We start from the raw sequence: 2,997 nt of genomic DNA on the forward strand, positions 1-2,997 counted from the left end.
AATTGATCTCCAATTTGTTTTGCACTAACACCGAGTTCACCTGCTTTTTCTCTGTCAACAATAACACGCATTACAGGTTTGTCTTTGTTAACATCAATTTTAAGCTCATCAATACCAGCTACGTTTTTACTGTTGATAAACTCACGCATTTGCTCAGCAGCATTGATAAGTTCGTTATAGTCTTCACCTTCTAATTCGATATTAATTGGTGCTCCTGCAGGAGGTTCATCAACATTTTTTTCTACAGAAATTAATACTCCTGGGAATATACCAACTAAAGCTTTTTGAACTTTTTGACGCAGTAACTCACTGTCTTCACCTTCACGATATTTAAACTCACGCATTGATGCGGTAATTTTTGCTTTATGAGGCATTTCGGCAGCTGAACCACCATCGGTTTGTGGGTTTCCTGCACCTTCACCAACTTGCGATACAGCACTTTCAACCATAAAGTTGTAATCGCCATTTTTATATTGGTCGTCATCTAAAACATCGTAAACAATCTTTTCAATTTCTTTGGTTATAGCATTGGTTTTTTCAATAGCTGTACCTTCAGGATATTCAATGTAAACAATGATTTGATTCGGGATATTATCTGGGAAAAACTCTACTTTGGTACGTTGGGTAGCTAATGAAGCTCCAAAAGCTATAAAAGCAATAATAAGCAGTAAAAATGTTCCGACAGCTAAACCGTAAGGACGCCAACCTTTTAAGGCTTTACGCAATTGTCTTTCATACCAGTTTTCTAGTTTTACTAATGTTTTGGTTTGGAAATTATTTGCCCATTTACGTAAAAACAATCGATACACCCAAAGCATAACAGCTGTAAATATCATTAAGGTTCCTAAAGCTCTGTATTCTCCACCAACAATAAATATAATAAGACCTATAACAGCCATTATAATTGTTGTTCTTATGATTTTGTGAAGTGGCATGTCTTTGTCTTCGGTATTCATAAATTGAGATACTAAAACAGAGTTAAAGAAAATAGCCACGAATAATGATGACCCTAATACTATAGATAGTGTTTGAGGTAAAATCATCATAAATTCTCCCATAATTCCAGGCCATAACCCTAATGGAATAAAGGCAGCCACAGTAGTTGCTGTTGAAATGATAATAGGAAAGGCAATTTCACCAATACCTTTTTTAGCAGCTTCAATTCGGCTCATGCCTTCTTCGTCCATTAAACGATAGACGTTTTCAACAACCACAATACCATTGTCTACCAACATACCAAGTCCCATAATTAGCCCAAATAATACCATGGTGTTTAGGGTAATACCAAACATACTAAGTATCATGAGTGACATAAACATAGACATTGGTATTGCAAACCCAACAAATATGGCGTTTTTGAATCCTAAGAAGAACATTAAAACTGTTACTACCAGAATAACTCCAAAAATGATATTGTTTACCAAATCATCAACTTGACCAATAGTAACTGAGGATTGGTCGTTAGTAATGGTAATGTCTAAATCTTGAGGGAAAACATTTTCTTTAGATTCTTTAACTATAGTATGAATTTGCTCTGCAGCATCCACCATATTTTTACCAGCACGTTTTTTTACATCGAGCATTACTACTGGATGTCCATACTCACGTGCATAAGTGGTTTTGTCTTCTTCTTTAAAGCTAACCGTTGCAACATCTTTTAAATAGATAGGATAATCGTTTTCAGATTTTACAACAAAGTTTTCCAATTCTGAAGGTGTTTCAATTTCACCTAAAACTCTAATGGTGCGACGTTGCCCACTCGCTTTGATATTACCAGCAGACATAGTTACGTTTCCACCATTTATGGCATTAATGATATCGCTAAAGGTTACTTTAGCTGCGGTCATTTTATAAATATCTACTGCAACTTCAACTTCTTTTTCTTGAGCACCACGAATAGCAACTTCTTTAATTTCTAGTAAGTCTTCAATTTCATCTTGAAGGTATTCACCATAATCTTTAAGTTTTTCAACAGGATAATCACCAGAAATATTAATGTTTAGAATTGGCATTTCTTCTGAAAGGCTTAACTCAAACACATCAGGTTCTACTTTTGCACCATTAAATGTTGGCCAATCCTCGCCAGCAGTTTCAGATTCTATTTCGTCTTTCACCTTTTGTTTGGCTTGTTCAACGGTTAAGTTTTCGTCAAACTCAACAATTACCATAGAGTAATCTTCGGCTGAGGTAGAGGTTATTTCTACTACATTACTAACGGTTTTTAGCTGGTCTTCTAGTGGGTCTGTTACTAGTTTTTCAATGTCCTCAGCTGTGTTGCCTGGAAAAACAGTGCTTACATATATTTTGGTTTCGTTTACTTCTGGGTAGTTTTCTCGTGGCATGTCGAAAAAAGCCGAAATACCCAAGTAGAAAAAGACAGCAATAAGCACATACATTGTGGTTTTATTATTAATTGCCCACGATGACCATCCAAATTCCTTTTCGGTGTTTTTTTTGTTGTTTTTAGTCATTTGTCTTTATGTTTTAGACGTTTGAATTATTGGTTGATGTTTTGAAGATTAAGTGCCATTAGCATAGGCTTTTAATTCTTCTCGTCTATGTTAAGTACCTCTACAGACTGCCCATCTCGTACGCTTCTTGCTCCTTCTTTAATAATCTCTGCTCCATCATTAAGTCCTTCTAAAACTTCAATAATATCGCCTTGTGTTTTTCCTGTTTTAATGATAACACGTTCTGCTGTACCAATACCTCGAGCGTCTTTGTCTGAAAGGACATACACGTATTGTTCTCCATCTGAATTTTCAGAAACCACACTTTGTGGAATTAATATGGCTTTTTCGTTGGTATAATCGTTAATTTTTAGTCGAGCAGATAGGTTGGGTTTAATAGATTTATCTTTATTAGGTATTTCAACTTCAACTTTAAATGTTCGGTTTGCAGGATTAATAAAATCACCAGCTTGACGAATTTTTGTTTCTATCGTTTTTCCTAAAATAGGAAGCTCAACTTGTACTTTTTTGCCTTTAACAACATTAG

1 protein-coding gene and 1 pseudogene are annotated in these 2,997 nt (G+C 35.2%); both read right to left on the reverse strand.

The annotated features are described in order from the left end of the window. A partial coding sequence (locus tag AAC053_RS13855) for an efflux RND transporter permease subunit (RefSeq protein ID WP_339757871.1) occupies positions 1-2,471 on the reverse strand: 2,471 nt, incomplete at its 3' end. A 71-nt stretch (positions 2,472-2,542) separates the two neighbouring features. After that, positions 2,543-2,997, reverse strand: a pseudogene (locus AAC053_RS13860) (efflux RND transporter periplasmic adaptor subunit); the annotation flags it as partial.

Source organism: uncultured Winogradskyella sp. (assembly GCF_963975125.1).
In the GTDB taxonomy this organism is placed as follows: domain Bacteria; phylum Bacteroidota; class Bacteroidia; order Flavobacteriales; family Flavobacteriaceae; genus Winogradskyella.